The organism is Cohnella zeiphila, assembly GCF_014212055.1.
Lineage (GTDB): Bacteria > Bacillota > Bacilli > Paenibacillales > Paenibacillaceae > Cohnella > Cohnella zeiphila.
The window spans coordinates 15294-29848 of the sequence record NZ_JACJVO010000040.1 but is presented as its reverse complement, the minus strand read 5'-3'; the positions used below and the strand labels follow the sequence as shown (position 1 = coordinate 29848).

9 protein-coding genes are annotated in these 14555 nt (G+C 60.0%); 1 reads left to right on the top strand and 8 read right to left on the bottom strand.

Translation table 11 applies throughout. The features are described from left to right. Window positions 1-41: 41 nt before the first annotated feature. The 6 genes from H7C18_RS29275 to H7C18_RS29250 all read right to left on the bottom strand — a co-directional run bounded on the left by H7C18_RS29275 (window position 42) and on the right by H7C18_RS29250 (window position 9167). Window positions 42-1736, bottom strand: a complete 1695-nt coding sequence (locus tag H7C18_RS29275; RefSeq protein ID WP_185132669.1) for an extracellular solute-binding protein — start codon at window positions 1734-1736, stop codon at window positions 42-44. 97 nt (window positions 1737-1833) lie between these two features. Then, the gene (locus H7C18_RS29270; protein WP_185132668.1) at window positions 1834-2730 is read right to left on the bottom strand and encodes a carbohydrate ABC transporter permease; all 897 of its coding nucleotides are present in this window, start codon (window positions 2728-2730) and stop codon (window positions 1834-1836) included. A gap of 16 nt (window positions 2731-2746) precedes the next feature. Beyond that, a complete protein-coding gene (locus H7C18_RS29265) occupies window positions 2747-3655 on the bottom strand; it encodes an ABC transporter permease (protein WP_185132728.1) in 909 nt (302 codons plus the stop codon). Window positions 3656-4892: 1237 nt separating this feature from the next. Continuing rightward, window positions 4893-7226, bottom strand: a complete 2334-nt coding sequence (locus tag H7C18_RS29260; protein WP_185132667.1) for a glycoside hydrolase family 95 protein — start codon at window positions 7224-7226, stop codon at window positions 4893-4895. A 39-nt stretch (window positions 7227-7265) separates the two neighbouring features. Further along, on the bottom strand, window positions 7266-8363 hold the full coding sequence (locus tag H7C18_RS29255) for a mandelate racemase/muconate lactonizing enzyme family protein (protein ID WP_185132666.1): 1098 nt from the start codon (window positions 8361-8363) through the stop codon (window positions 7266-7268). 21 nt (window positions 8364-8384) lie between these two features. After that, the gene (locus H7C18_RS29250) at window positions 8385-9167 is read right to left on the bottom strand and encodes an SDR family NAD(P)-dependent oxidoreductase (protein WP_185132665.1); all 783 of its coding nucleotides are present in this window, start codon (window positions 9165-9167) and stop codon (window positions 8385-8387) included. A 175-nt stretch (window positions 9168-9342) separates the two neighbouring features. Here H7C18_RS29250 and H7C18_RS29245 point away from each other — a divergent pair, with 175 nt between their 5' ends. Further along, complete coding sequence (locus H7C18_RS29245) at window positions 9343-10206, top strand: helix-turn-helix transcriptional regulator (protein WP_185132664.1); 864 nt, start codon at window positions 9343-9345, stop codon at window positions 10204-10206. A gap of 108 nt (window positions 10207-10314) precedes the next feature. Here the strand turns inward: H7C18_RS29245 and H7C18_RS29240 are convergent, their stop codons facing one another. Next, the gene (locus H7C18_RS29240) at window positions 10315-11961 is read right to left on the bottom strand and encodes an extracellular solute-binding protein (protein ID WP_185132663.1); all 1647 of its coding nucleotides are present in this window, start codon (window positions 11959-11961) and stop codon (window positions 10315-10317) included. Beyond that, window positions 11958-14291: a helix-turn-helix domain-containing protein gene (locus tag H7C18_RS29235; RefSeq protein ID WP_202887605.1), complete on the bottom strand. Its 2334-nt coding sequence runs from the start codon at window positions 14289-14291 to the stop codon at window positions 11958-11960. Before H7C18_RS29235 ends, H7C18_RS29240 begins: the two co-directional genes overlap by 4 nt. Window positions 14292-14555: the final 264 nt, after the last annotated feature.

Here is a 14555-nt window from a genome sequence, read left to right as displayed (position 1 = left end):
TAGCCTGTGGCTTCTCGCTTTTAGCCGTTCTTACCCTGCCGTTACTTGGCCATGTTGTCGTATGCCTGCTGCAGGATTTCCAGATAGCGGTCCAGCTTCAGATCCTTCAATCCTTTTACATAGCTGTCCCAGTCCTTGTTTAAATCCTTGTTACCGGTTACGAATTGCAGCTCGTTCTGCTCGATATAGTTGCGCAGGTTCGTCTGGAGCATGCTGGCTTCGTCCGTCAGGGAAGGATCGACCCACAGCGACCAGAGCGGGAACAGCTCCTTCGGCTCATGGCCTTGGTACAGCAGCGTTGCCTGGTACAGTCTCCGTTCGTAGCCGTCCGGAGAGTAAATGTCCGTCGCCGACACGAAGCTGTCGCGGTATTCCTTCGGCATGTAGAAGTGGCCCATGCCGCTCCAGGAACCGTTATGCGGAGCGTCGCCTTCCTTCGCCGGAATCGGCTTGAATTGCGCCTGAATGTTCTCGTCCAGCGCCTTGTCGTCCGGTCCCGGCTTTTCCCAGTCGAGGCCTTCCACGCCCGACGAAGCGTTCGTTTGGCCTTCCGGCGTGAACATGTAGTCGACCAGTTTGATCAGCGCGATCTGCGCTTCTTTGCTTGCTTTGTTCGTGATGACGAACTTCGCGCCCGGCGCGACGCCGCCTCCGTCATGCGTGGCGAACGAAGCGTGCGGTCCGGTCAGCGGCGGCACGGCGTCATAGTCGGCGGAATACTTGTTGCCTTGGTCGATATTGACGAAAATGGCCGGGTGCATGCCCGCTCCGGCGCCCAAAATTTGCGCGTCGGCGTTCTCGCCGATCTTCTTGAACGCTTCCGCGTTCTGCGTGAACGCGCCCGGGTCGATCAGCCCCTCGTCGTAGAGCGATTTGACGTAGGCGAGGCCTTCCTTCCACTCCGGAGTAATGGCGGCGGACTGCACTTTGCCGTCCTGCAGCATGAGGTAGTTGCGGTCGTCGTCATAGACGAAGCCGTTCATCAGGTACGGAATGACGCGTACGCCGAAATCTTCGGTCGAGCCGCTGAGCGGCACTTCGTCGGCTTTGCCGTTGCCGTTCGGGTCCTGCGTTTTGAACGCTTCCAGCACTTTCTTGAAATCTTCCGTCGTTTTCGGCATTTCGAGATTCAGCTTTTTCAGCCATTTCGTATTGATCCACATCTTGTTCGGATAGGAACAATGGAAGCATTGCGCATAAGCGTCGAGGCCGTAAATGTTGCCGTCCGGCGCGGTGACGTACGCTTTCAAATCCGGATGCGCTTCCATCGCCGCCTTGATGTTGGGGCCGTACTGGTCGATCAGGTCGTTCAGCGGGATGAATACCCCTTGCTTGCCGTATTTGAGCAGATCGGCCTGCGAGAACTGGTCGATGTAGTCCGTCAGCATGTAGGCGTCCGGATAGTCGCCGCTCGCGAGCGAGATTTGGCGCTTCTCCTTCGCGCCGTCCGATTGGCTGATATCCCAGTCGAATTGGATGTTGAACTTGTCTTCGGCCAGCTTCGTGAACTTGTTCGTCTTCAGGTCGATGCCTTGCTCCTGAACGGCGAACAGCTTGATCTTGACCGGCGCGGCGGCCGGCGCCGACGACGCGGAACCCGACGCGGACGAGCCGGAGGAAGATGCCGCGGAGGATGAAGACGATGCCGACGAACCGTCGTTGCCTTTCGAACAGGCGCTGAGCGCCAAACTGACCATGACCGCAATCGCAAGCAGGCTGAGCCATCTCTTTTTCACTGTGTGTTCGCTCCCTTTTTCATGTCGTTTCCTAGTATAAGCCGTTCCGGATTCCCCCGCCCCCTACATGGGAATCACCCCTTTCCGTGTCCGGGCGTCAGCCTTTGACCGACCCGACCAGCATCCCTTGCACGAAGTAACGCTGCACGAACGGATAAATGATCAGGACGGGCAGCGTAGCGACGACGATCAGCGAATATTTCAGCAGTTCGGCCAGCTGCTGGCGCTCGACCATCTTCATCGCGTCCATCAGGCCGGAGCTGTTGTTCTGAATGATGATGCTCCGCAGCACGAGCTGCAGCGGGAACAAGTTCGCCGACTTCAAATAAATCAACGCGTCGAAGTAGGCGTTCCACTGCCCGACCGCGTACATGAGCACGAGCACGGCCAGAATCGGTTTGGACAGAGGGATAACGACGCTCCGCATAAACCTCAGGTCGCTGCAGCCGTCGATTTCGCTCGCTTCGAGCAATTCGTCCGGGATCGACGAATGGAAAAACGAGCGGGCGATGATGACCTGCCATACCCAGACAGCGTTCGGTATGAGCAGCGCCCAGCGGGTGTCGATCAGGTGCAGCCCTTTGACGACCATGTATGTCGGAATCAATCCGCCGCTGAAAATCATCGTGAACGTCACGAACACCATCATCGCGTTGCGTCCGAAAAACGTTTTGCGGGAAAGCGGATAGGCGATCATGACGGTCATCGCGACGCTGATGAACGTGCCTGCCGCCGTGTAAAAAATCGAGTTGCCGTAGCCCGACATCACCTGCGGCGTATGGAACAGCGTCTCGAAGCCCTTGAACGAGATGTCGACCGGCCACAGCCAGACCCGTCCGGACGTAACCGCCGCCGGACTGCTGATCGAGCTGCTGACGATGTAGATGAGCGGGTACAGCACGACGATCAGCACGATGCCGAGAATGGCATAGATCGTCGTCAGGAAGATTCTGTCGCCCGTCGATTCCCGGATCGTCTTCTTCATGGTTGCCATGCGGTTGCTCTCCTTTTTACCAGATGCTGGTGTTCGAGAACCGTTTGGCCAAACCGTTCACGAGCAGCAGCAGAATGAAGTTGATGAGGGAATTGAACAGGCCGACCGCCGTCGCGAAGCTGTAATTGGCGTTCAGCAGGCCGATGCTGTACACGTACGTCGCGATAATCTCCGAATTGACGAGGTTGAGCGGGTTTTGCAGCAGGTACACCTTCTCGAACCCGATGGCCATGACGTTGCCCACGTTCAGAATGAGCACGATGATGATCGTCGGCAGAATGCCCGGCAGATCGACATGGCGGATTTTCTGAAAACGGGAAGCCCCGTCCACCTTGGCGGCTTCGTAAAGCGTCGGATCGATGCCCGCCAGCGCGGCCAAATAGATGACTGCCGTATAGCCGGCCGTCTGCCAGATGTCCGACCAGACGTAAATCGACCGGAACATGCCCGGCTCGCCGAGGAAGTTGATCGAATGCAGCCCCAGATGGTTCAGCGCGATATTGACGAAGCCAAGCCTGGGCGCCAGAAACAGCATGATCATCGACACCATGACGACCGTGGAAATAAAGTAAGGCGCGAACGAAACCATCTGCACCAGCTTTTTGAACCTTCCGCTCCGCACCTCGTTCAGCATCAGCGCGAGCAGGATCGGAATCGGGAAGCCGGCCAGCAGCAGATAGCCGCTCAAATAGATCGTGTTCTTCAGCAGACTCCAGAAGAGCGGATTGTCGAAAAACAAGTTGAAGTTTTTGAAGCCGACCCAAGGGCTGCCCCAGATTCCTTTGATGACGTTGTAGTCCTTGAAAGCGAGGACCGCGTTCAGCATCGGAATATATTTGAATATCAGAAAAAAGAGCAGCGGCGGCACGACGACCAAATAAAGCTGCCAATGTCTGCGCAAGCTTTTGCGGGCCGCGTAGGCCATGCCGCGTTTGCGAGACGCCGGCGTTTTCGAATCCAGTGCGATTTCAACGTTCAGAACGATCCCTCCCAAGTCGCTTGCCTGCGATGCCTGTTGCGCTGCGGCTGTGGCAGCGCTTACTACAGGTTGATCATAGGGGAGAATCGCCCGTTTCGGGTAGGTACAACTGCTCCTTTCGGCGTACATCTCTCCCGTTTTGGCGGGTCCAGTTCGCCTTCCGGCGGCCTTTTCTCCCAAAGCTCCGGGCTCTCTCCGTCATCTCGCTCGTTTGCCGTCCTCTTCACCCGTTCTGTTCCTTTTTCGTTTCTCGCGTCGCCGGGCTCCTCCTCCTCCTCCTCCTCCTCCTCCTCCTCCTCCTCGCAGCACCTCTTCCGCTCCCTTACCTTCGAAATCCCGTTCGCTCAGGTTCCGGCGCTCTCCCTCACCTTTCGGCGCTCTCCTCGGCCTCGCTCGAAATCCCGTTCGCTCAGGAGGTGCTTTCTCTTATGCGGGCCTTCCCTCCCGCTTCCATTCGAAATCCCTTTGCTCAGGTTCGTTATCTCGCATGCAGGGCTCTCCGCCCGCTTTCAATCGAAATCCCGTTCCCTCAGGTCCGAGTTTAAGTTAGCCGGGTTTCAGATTAGTCCCGAGGCGTGACGGAGTGAGGCGGGGCTAGTTGGTTGGATATCCGATTCATTCGGCGAAAAGTAGGGCGGTCCGAGTTTCATTAGTCTGATTTCAGGCTAATTCCGGGCGTGGAGAGGTGGGGACCGGGCAATTTAATCTGTTATCAGATTAAATCTGCGGAATTTGGGGCGACTCGAAGTTAGTTAATCTGAAATCAGATGAAATCGGGATAAGTGGCAGGGTGAGGCGGGGCTCGTTCGGTTGGGAATAGCGGCAAAAATGGCGAGCCGGGGATAATGGGACGAGTCCTGAGCGAACGGGATTTCGAAGATAAGGAGACAAAACGAGGGGATACCCGAACTGAGCGAAGGGGATTTCGAGGATAAGGAGAAAAACCGAGGATACCAAGGACTGAGCGAACGGGATTTCGAGGATAAGGAGTCAAGACGAGGGGATACCCGGACTGAGCCAAGGGGATTTCGAAAGAAAGGCTGCGAACGAAGGTACTGCACAACGCCCCGTTCTGCCTATCGCCGCAAGTTCCCGGAAAAAAGCAGCCTCCGGCTTCGCTTTGGTAGCGATGCGGGAGGCTCCTGCTATTACGAGCGGCTTTCAGTGGTGCGGAGCGTTCGGATCAGACGATTGTTCCTTGCCGGGAGACGACCTGAAGCTGCCCGTCCACGGCGAGCGATTCGCCGGCTTCGAGGCTGAGGGCGACGGAGCGGTCTCCGCAGCGGAGCGTCGTCAGCAGCGCGCCCCGCGCCGTCACGGTCGCCGACGTCAGCCGGCCGTCCGCCCAGGCCAGCGACACTTCCGCGTTGCCGCGGGCGCGAAGGCCGTCGGCCCGGCCGGACGGCCATGCCGACGGCAGAGCAGGCAGCAGGCGAATCTCCCCGGCGCGGCTTTGCAGCAGCATTTCCGCCAGCGCCGCAGTGCCGCCGAAATTGCCGTCGACGACGAAAATGTTCGTCTCCGCTCCGGCAATTCCGGGCTTGGAGTAGGTGAACAAGTTATCGAAGCAAAGCTCTCCGATGAGATGCGACAGCTGGCGGTAAGCTGCCTCGCCGTCCCGAAGCCGGGCGAACCCGGCGGCGAACAGGGAGATCGTAAACTCGACGTCCTCCAGACTGTCGCTGATCATGCGCGTATCGAGCGTTTTCCGCGCCGCGGCCGCCAGTTCAGGCGTTCCGTCCGGCGTCACCCGGTCGCCGGGATACAGAGCGTACAGATGCGACAAATGGCGATGGTCGGGCTGAGCCTCCCCATAATCCTCCAGCCACTCCATCAGTTGTCCGCCTGCGCCGACCCGCAGCGGCGGGAGCAGCGCGATCGCCTCGCGAAGCCGAGCTTGCAGCGCTGCGTCCGAATCAAGCTGCTCCGCCGACCGCAAGCAGAACTCGAACAAATCGAGAACGAGCGTCTGGTCCATCGTCGGGCCCATCGACAGCGTGTGCGAGCCGGCTTCGGGCGGCCCCGGGTAAAAGCTGTTCTCCGGCGAATTGGACGGGCCGGTCACGAGCCAGCCGTACCGGGGATGAACGGTCATATAGTCCAGATAGAAAACGGCCGCCTCCCGCAAAATCGGATAGGCCGTCTCCGCCAGGAAGGCTCGGTTCAGGCTGAACTCATAGTGCTCGCGCAGCTGCATCGCCAGCCATAAACCGCCGGTAACGTTCATCCCCCACGAATAGTGCCAGCCCGGCGCCGTAAAACCCCAAGCGTTCGAAAATACGTGAGCAACCCAGCCTCCGCAGCCGTAAAAGTCCTGCGCCGTCTCTCTCCCGGCGTCGGACAGCCGGCGAAGGTAGCGAAACAGCGGTGCGCGGCACTCGGTCAGATGGCCGACTTCGGTCGGGTAGTAATTCATCTCCGTATTCACGTCGAGATGGTAATCGCAGCTCCACGCCATCCGGTTCGCCTCGCCGTCGTTCCAGATGCCTTGCAGATTCATCGGAAGCGGCGAATCTTCCCGAGATCCGGCGATCGTCAAGTAGCGCCCGTATTGATAAAATAGCGCGAACAGCTGAGGATCGTCCGTCGACCCGCTTTGCAACAGGCGCCGCCTTTCATCGGTCGGCAGTTCCGAACGGCCGGTGTCTCCCAGCTCGACGGTTTGCCTAGCGTACAGCCGACGGTAGTCCGCCACATGCCGCTCGCGCAGGCGGGCGAATCCCAGAGCGGCAGCTTGAGCGAGCTGCCGCCCGCTGCGGGAGCGCCACTCTTTGCCGTCCTCGCCGTAATCGGTGTTCACGGCCAGGTAAACTTCCGCCTCGTCGGCGCCCTGCACGACGATCCGTCCCCCTTCGGCGCGAATCTCCCCGCCCCGCGCGACGACGCGGATCTCTCCTGCGCACCGGACGCCGCAGTCGCCGTCGCTGTGCACCGATTCGACCGCCTGGCCCGCGAACGTCAACGTTCCGTTGCCCGCGGCCTTCGCCTCGAACCGCTCGGTCCGCCCGCTCACGGCGAGTGAAAAGCGGAGTCCGCCCGCCCGATCGCAGCTCAGCCGGGCCGCTGCCACCCCCTCGGCATGCGAAGCGAGCAGCTCGCGCCGGTAGCGGCAGCCGTCCGCCCGGTAAGAGACGCCGGCGACCGCCTCCTCCAGATTCAGCTCGCGCACATAGTCTCCGGCTTCCCCCGCATGGCCGAATTCGAGCCGCACGTCGCACACGGCAAGGTTCGTGCCGAAATTCCCTTTGGCCGGCTGCAGCAGCTCTTCCGCCAGCTTTTCTCCGCCCGCGTAGTCGCCTGCGAAGAACCGCTCCCGAAGACGCTCCAAATCCCGCTTGCCCGCCGAGCGGCTCGGCGTTCTTTCCGTCCGTCCCGACCAGTACGTAATCTCGGTCAGACACCACGTCTCGGCCTCCAAGCCTCCGTCCGAGACAAGCCCGATTCTGCCGTTGCCGAGCGGCAGGCTCTGCGACCAGTCCGCCGCCGGCCGATCGTACCACAATCTCCATCGATTCATAGCGTCCCATCCTTTATAAGCACAATATCCATCCTTCTATCAGCGAACCCGGTACTGCTCGAAATACTTCGGCATGATATCCGTGGATGCGCCCGGAAGCTCCGGCAGCACGTAGTACCCGTCCTTCACCGTCGCCGGTTCGACGAAAATTTCGCGGATCCAAGGAATGTATTCCAGCATGATCGCCCCCGGCGTCGCCGCCGCCAAATGCTGGTGAATCTGTCCCATGTCGCCGACATGCGGGCATACCGGCACGTCGTACGCGGCCGCCAGCCCGGCGACCTGCAGCCATTCGGTAACGCCCGCGACCCGCGTCGCGTCGACCTGGCAGTATTCGACCGCGCCCTGGTGAATGTAATCGCGGAACGCATACTTCGTATACACGTGCTCGCCGAGGGCGATCGGCACGTTCAGCTCGTCGGCCAGCTTCTTGTGCCCCAGGATGTCGTCGGGATTCAGCGGCTCCTCCAGCCAGAACAGGTCGAACTCCTCCAGCTTTTTGCCCCAGGTCATCGCCGTATTGAGATTCCATTGCTGATTGACATCGATCATGAAAATGACGTTGTCCCCGATCGCCCGCCGCACCGCCTTCACGCGGTCATAATCCTCGCGCGGGTCGGGCTTGCCGACCTTGATCTTAACCCCCGTAAAGCCCGCTTCCACGATGTCGGTCACGTCCTTCAGCAGCCGCTCCTTCGTCCAGTTGAGCCAGCCGCCGTTCGTGTTGTACGCCTTGATGCCCTTGCTCTTATGCCCGCCGAGGTACTGCCAGAGCGGCTTGCCCGCCGCCTTCGCCATCAGGTCCCACAGCGCGATGTCGACGGCGGCCAGCGCCATGTGAGTGACGCCCGCGCGGCCGATCCAGTGCATCTTGCCGAAGCGGAGCGAATCCCAAATTTCCTTCACCATAAAAGGATCCTTGCCGATCAGCTCCGGCGCGTAGTAGCGGTCGATCGTCTCCGCGATCATCTCGTCGCCTTGCGCGCACGTGCCCGTATAGCCGCAGCCGACGAGCCCCTCGTCGGTGAAAATGCGCACCCCCGACAAGCCCCAATGCGTCGCGACGTTGATGGCGTCGGTAATCGGCGGGGTAATCGGCACATGCAGCACAAACGTCTCTACCTTCGTAATCTTCATCCGCTATCTCTCCCGATTGAATTAATAACCGAGCATCGCCCCGCCGTCGACCGGCAGCGCGGCTCCCGTTACGAAGCCCGATTGCCCGCTCGCCAGGAACAGAACCGCCTCGGCCACTTCCTCCGGGGTGGCCGGCCGCCCCAGCGCGTGCATGTCGTTCAGCTCTTGAAGCGTCGCCGCCGGATCCTCCTGCCGCCCCGTCCAATCCCGAAGCAGCGGCGTCATCACCCCGGCCGGGCAGACGCAGTTGACGCGAACGCCGTCCGCCGCCGCATCCAGCGCCACCGACTTGCTCATCGCGATGATCGCGCCTTTGGTCGCCGCGTACGCCGGATTTTGCTTCTGCCCCACCAGACCGTTAAGCGACGCCATGGTGACGATCGTCCCTCTCGTCGCCTTCAGCAAGGGCAGCGCATGCTTCATCATCAGAAAAACGCCCTTCAGGTTCACGGCCACGACGCGGTCGAATTCCGTCTCCTCGATGTCTTCCAGCCGCTTAGGCAAAATGACGGCTGCGTTGTTGAACAGCACGTCGACTTGTCCGAATACGGCCAGCGACTGGGCAAACACGTCCGCAACGTCCGCCGACCGCGACACGTCGGCCCGTACGCAGACGGCGCGCGGAAGCCCGCTCTCGCCGGGGAAGGCCGCGTTCAGCCGCTCGGCGACGCGAAGCCCTTCCGCTTCGTTCCAATCGGCGATGACGACCGATGCCCCTTCTGCGGCGAACCTCTCCGCGCTCGCTTCGCCGATGCCGGAGCCTCCTCCCGTGACGAGGACGGTTTTCCCGTCAAAACGGCGCATGGCGATCCCCTCCTTCAAGCGCATTTCAATTTGTCGATTTATCCGCTTATCCTGAGCGAATATGCTTTTCCTTTTCACCAGATTATCGTATCATTTTGATGAGATCTCGTATTTGCACAGACATCCATTTATTTGACAAAAAATCCGGTGATTTTCGCAATTGAGGGGGAGAACGATGATGAGCTTGGCGGAGATCACGCCTCATCTCGGGGATTGCATGCCCTACCGGTACGACGGAAGCTCCAGCGAGCGGCTGCGGACCTGCAGCGTTTACGCGTTTCACCTTTTCCCCGAGGGGCCGGGCGAATTCGAGATCGAGGGCATTCGGCATCCGATCGGGAAAAGAACGCTGTTTTTTATCAGGCCAGGCCAGCCGCACGCCTTCCACGTCTCTCCCGACCGTCCGTTAAACTCGTACAATTTATACTTCGATCTGTGGGATCGGGAGCGCCCGGCTTCGGTCAACCGGCAATTTTATTTCGTGCCCGAGCCGTTCCGGACGGACGCGGCCGCCGTCTCTCGGCCGTGCGAACAATTGGACCGCTTGCCCGGAGCTTTCTCTCTGCAAGCGTACCCCCAGCTTTATGACGGGCTGCTCGCCATCGCCCGAACGTTCGACGAGGCGCGCCATTATCGCTCGGAGACGGTTAATGCCCTGCTTTATGCCTGGCTGCTCGGCTGGTATGACGCCATCCACTCGCAGCGTCCGAGCGACTATCGCATCGTCCGGCTGCTCGCCGAACTGGACGTCCACCCGGAGCGCCGGGAGCCGGTCGAGATCTGGTGGCGGCGCTGCGGTCTGAAGCGCACTTATTTCCACGAGCTGTTCCTCCGCGAGACCGGCATGACGCCGAAGGCGTACCATCATAAACTGCTCATGAAGCGCGCCGCCCAATTGCTGCGGGAGAGCGATCTGAGCGTTACCGAGATCGCCGACCGCCTCGGCTACCCGTCCATCCACCCGTTTACGCGGCATTTCGGGGCCTACCACGGCCTGAGCCCGCGCGAATACCGCCGCAACCCTTCGGCCGGGCGGTAAACGCGGCTGCGCTTGCCGCATCGTTTGGCCGCATCGTATGGCCGAATGGGCCAGAGGTGACCGCCGCCCCAAAAAAATCACCATCGCTCTGAAAGTGCCATCCCCTGCCTACTTCCGGCTAAGGCGGAGCGACGCGTCGTACGCCTGCTGCATGATCGCCAGGTAAGAGCTCAAGCCGAGGTCGCCGAAGCCCTTCACGTACGAATCCCAGTCGCTGTCCAAATTTTTGTCGCCGGTAATGAATTCCAGCGCGTTCTGCTCGATGTAATACTTCAGGTTCGTCTGCAAAATGCTGGCCTCGTCCGCCTGGGAAGAGTCGATCCACACCGACCAGGTCGGGTACAAATTCGGAGACTGCTTGCCGTCGTACAGACCGGTCGCTTCGAACAGTCTGCGCTCATAGCCGTCCGGCGCGTAAATGTCCATGCCCTGAACCCAGCTGTCCCGGTACGACTTCGGCATGTAGAAATGGCCCATGCCGCCCCAGCCCGAGTTGCGGGGCTTCTCTCCCTTCCCGAGCGGGATCGTGGCAAACGAAGGTTGGATGGCTTCGTCGAGCCCTTTCTCTCCGGGGAGCGGACGCCTCCACTCCACGCCCTCTTTGCCGATCTCGGCGAAGGCTTGGCCTTCGGGCGTGAACATGTAATCGACCATGCGGATCAGCGCGATTCTCTCCGCTTCGCTCGCCCGATCCGTGATGACGAATTTGGCGCCCGGCAGAATCCCCATTTTCTTGTATACGGCATAGGAACCGTAAGGACCGACGAGCGGCGGCACCGGATTATAGTCGCTTCCCCTGGTGTTCCCTTGCCCGGTATCGACGAAGATCGCCGGGTGCATCGCCGCCCCGGCCCCGAGAATCTGCGCGCCGTCGTTCTCGCCGATCATCTTGTACGCGTCGGCGTTCTGGGTGAACGCGCCCGGATCGATCAGTCCCTCGTCGTACAGCGACTTGATATAGGCTAGGCCTTCCTTCCACCGTTCCTGGTTCGCGACCATCTCCGCTTTCCCGTTCACAAGCTGCAGGTACGTCTGGTCGTCGTCATAAATAAAGCCGTTCATGAGAAAAGGAATGACGTGCACGCCGAAATCTTCCGTCGACCCGCTGAGAGGCACCTCGTCGGCCAGCCCGTTGCCGTTCGGGTCGCGCGTCTTGAACGCCTCCAGCACCTGCTTGAACTGCTCGGTCGTGCGCGGCATGTCCAGATGAAGCCGATCCAGCCATTTCGTATTCAGCCACATCTTGTTCGGATAAGAGCAGTGGTAGCATTCGCTGTAATCGACGAGCCCGTAGATGTTGCCGTCCGGCGCGGTGCTGAAAGCCCGCAGATCGGGATTGTTCGCCAGCGCGTCGCGGATGTGCGGGGCGTATTTCCCGATCAGATCGTTAAGCGGCACGAACACGCCCTGCTTCCCGTAGCGGAGCACGTCCGCCTGCGAGAATTGGTCGATGTAGGCCGTCAAAATATAAGCGTCGTCGTAATGTCCTCCGGCCAGCGAGATTTGCCGCTTTTCTTTGGCCCCGTCGTAAGGGACGAGGTCCCAGTCGAACCGGACGTTGAACCGGCTCTCCAGCTGCTTCGTGAAGTCGTTGGTGGCCAGGTTCTGGTCCGCGTTCTGCTGGGCGAACACGCGCAAGACGAGCGGATCCGCGGATGGGCTCGCTCCCCGCGGTTCTCCCGCCGGGGAACAAGCCGTTGCCGTCAGAGCCAGAAAAATCGTCAACATCGGCAAGATGCCCGTTCGCACGTTCATTCGGCGATCTGCCCTCCTTCCCAATGGTCGGCGGATTGCCGGAACGAGCTCGGGGATACGCCCGTTACCCGTTTGAACGCCCGCCGGAACGAATGGGAGCTGTTGTAGCCGACCTTGGACGCGATCTCGTCCACCGTATGGTCGTGGTTCCGCAGCAGGGCGACGGCTCGGTCCATGCGGACTTTCTCCAGATGGTCGGACAGATTCGTGCCGGTCACTTCCTTGAACAGCTGCGAGATGTATTTCTCGGGCCGGTCGACCTGCTCGGCGATTCGATACAGCGTCAGCTCGGAATCCGAATACCGCTCCTGCACGAACTGCTTGATCTGCTCCACCGTCCGCATATGGGAATCGTTTTTGCGGCTCGTGACGAGCCTGCACAACGTTCCCATGACTTCGTCGATCTCCCGTCTTACCCCGTCGATCGTCTCCGTCTCCTGAATGCCGAGAATCCGCGTTTTGACGGTCTCGAATTGATCCGACTCCTGAAATGCTTTCTGGTCCAGCAGCTTCAGGAACGTTCCTTTGATCTCCCCGACCAGCTGGTGCTTCATCTCGATCGACAGCTCGCGCCGCATCGTATTTTGCGAAATGACGGAATCGACGATCCGCCGCGCTTCCTCGATCTCCCCGGCGCGGATCGTGCCGATCAGCCTCAGCTCCATATCCAGCGGGTAATAGAACGTGGCGCTCTCCAGCTTCATCTCGTCGTGCCACAGCACGCCTTTGCGGTTCAAGTGGAGGGCGTATTCCAGCGCCTGCTTCGCCTGCTCGAACGAGTGCGGAACTTCCGTCTCGCTCGGGAAAAAGCCGCCCAACGCGGCGGTGAAGCTCATCCGGTATTCCGCCGCCACGTGCCTCTCCAGATTGTTCAAATAGTGCTCGACATCCTCGCGGGCGACCGGATGCCCGGTCTCCCCGTCGACGGTCGGGAACAGAATCACGATTTTGTCCGAGCCCAGGTCCGTCATCGGAATCTGCCCCGCCCGGTCGATCAGTCCCTGCTTCAGCAGCAGCCGCGCCGCGCTCAGCTCGTTCAGTATCTCGACGCTGTCCATTCCGGAATAGCCGTTGATCTGCAGGATCGCGGCGTAGCCGGAATGGCCGCTGACGCCGGTGTTCGCCTGGGCCGCCGCGGCCAGAATCTCGTCCCGCGACTTGAATTCGCCGGCGATCAGCCGCTTGAGAAAAGCGTCCCGTACGAGCGGAAGCTGCCTTCGAAGCTCGGACTCGAGCCGTTTGTTGCTCGTGATCATCTCCGAGATGTTGCCGTGCAGGAAGTCGTAGTCGCTGCGGTTCGAAGCGCCTCCTTCCTGGCCGAACTGCTCGCGCACGATGCCCAGAAGCCGATGAATCGGGGCGCTGTTGCGATAGGCGAGCAGGAAGCCGACGACAACCCCGAGGACGAGCGCCATTCCGGTCACGGTCCACGTGATCGCTTTGATCTTGTTCGCGTTCTCCATCAGGGCATGTCTCGGAATGCCGGCCCGGTATACCCAGCCGTTCGACGACGAGCGAATCGTAATGACCAGATCGTCATCGTAGAACTGGTCCATCTTGTTCGAGTCGAAGCTCGGGTCCGACGTCATGCTCGCGATGTCCGCTTGCGCGATGCCCTGCATCGCGATCGGCTGGCCCTGGGCGTCGCTGATGTCGACCCAGCCTCCGTAGCGGTCCGTCAGCCCCGACAGCAGACTCGTCATCGTCTTCGCGTCGATCAGCACGACCGCGATGGCGGGCGACGAGCCGTTGAAGCTGTCCAACGGCAGCGACTGCATGTAGGTGATGACGGAAGTATCCGTCCCTTTGTTGACGAACGGATGAAGCGGCATGATCTCGCTGCGGTGCGTCTGATCGAGAATCTTCTGCTTCCATTCGTCGAACGACAGATCGCCGTAGTGGAAGCTCTCATAATAATGCTCCGGACGGAAATAAGCAGAGCCCGGCGTCAGCACCACGTTGTAGTTGGTCAGATAAATAAAGAAGTTCTGCAAAAAATCGTTCGTCTGCCCGAACGTCAGCACGTCTCTCATCATTTTCCAAATGCCGTAGACGTTCGTCTGGTCATTCGCCGTTCTCTCGTTCATCAGCACGTTCAAGTCCTGATTGATCGCTAGCTGCCGAGTGAAGCCTTCGACTTCGGCCATGCGCCGCTCCAATATCTCTTTGCTCTTCTGGAGCTGGGTAATGCCGTTCTCGATCGAGACGGACTTCGTGACGGAGATCGACGTGCGGTAGGACATGTACCCGGCCAGGCTGGGAATGATCAGGATGACGATGTACGAGATCAGAAAACTTCGAAAGACCCCCGAAAACTTAGGCACGTTCATCCCCCCAAATTAACCCCTCAAAAAAACGGAAAAGCAACTCCCGATGACTCACCGTAGTTGCTTTGGCCCGATATGGCAACCGAGTCCGACCGACCAGATGCGAAGCGGAGGAATCCCTTTTCTTTGTGAGCGCTTACTATAGCAAGATCGTACCGTTTTCCCCGCCGCAAGTAAAGGTACAATTCCGGCTTCGGCGTACCATTTTCCGCCGGAAACGCCGGAAATGCCTGCCGGAATGCGATTCCGGCCCGCCGCTTGCTCACG

Excerpts from the sequence above, each read along its gene's own strand:
- H7C18_RS29270 (WP_185132668.1), bottom strand. The coding sequence starts at position 2,730 with ATGGCAACCATGAAGAAGACGATCCGGGAATCGACGGGCGACAGAATC.
- H7C18_RS29265 (WP_185132728.1), bottom strand. The coding sequence starts at position 3,655 with ATGGCCTACGCGGCCCGCAAAAGCTTGCGCAGACATTGGCAGCTTTAT.
- H7C18_RS29260 (WP_185132667.1), bottom strand. The coding sequence starts at position 7,226 with ATGAATCGATGGAGATTGTGGTACGATCGGCCGGCGGCGGACTGGTCG.
- H7C18_RS29255 (WP_185132666.1), bottom strand. The coding sequence starts at position 8,363 with ATGAAGATTACGAAGGTAGAGACGTTTGTGCTGCATGTGCCGATTACC.
- H7C18_RS29250 (WP_185132665.1), bottom strand. The coding sequence starts at position 9,167 with ATGCGCCGTTTTGACGGGAAAACCGTCCTCGTCACGGGAGGAGGCTCC.
- H7C18_RS29245 (WP_185132664.1), top strand. The coding sequence starts at position 9,343 with ATGATGAGCTTGGCGGAGATCACGCCTCATCTCGGGGATTGCATGCCC.
- H7C18_RS29240 (WP_185132663.1), bottom strand. The coding sequence starts at position 11,961 with ATGAACGTGCGAACGGGCATCTTGCCGATGTTGACGATTTTTCTGGCT.
- H7C18_RS29235 (WP_202887605.1), bottom strand. The coding sequence starts at position 14,291 with ATGAACGTGCCTAAGTTTTCGGGGGTCTTTCGAAGTTTTCTGATCTCG.